Below are 358 nucleotides of genomic sequence, written 5' to 3'. Positions count from 1 at the left end.
AGCTGCCGTCAGCGGCGGAGCCGTCGAGGTCGAAGCTGTAGAGGTTGGTGCCGTTGGCGTTGTAGATGCTGACCCTGTAGGTGAATCCGGTTCCGAGCCCGGCGGGGAACTTGAAGTTCAGGCCGACCCGGCCTGCCTTGGGCAGGTCGATCGCGTAGTAATCGGTGTCATCGATGCCTCCGCTGAGTGCCGAACCGGAAACCGTGGTCCCCAGGGGCACCACTGTTGCGGCTGCGGTGCTGCTGTTGGGTTCGAGTTCGACGGTCCCCGCGCTCAGGGTGGTGTTGAGGGTGTAGGTTTTGCCCCAGCTCGCTGCGCCGTCGTAGCCGTAGATCTGGATGTAGGCGCGGCCTGCGGG

General features: G+C 64.8%; 1 protein-coding gene. It reads right to left on the bottom strand.

Translation table 11 applies throughout. The features are described from left to right. Positions 1-358 (bottom strand): hypothetical protein (locus tag AC1DGD_RS22175; protein ID WP_476858288.1); only part of this gene is annotated, 358 nt, incomplete at both ends.

It is taken from the genome of Arthrobacter sp. 05T45, assembly GCF_056395875.1.
Note: the sequence above shows the minus strand (reverse complement) of the source record. Positions and strands in the feature narration are given on the sequence as shown.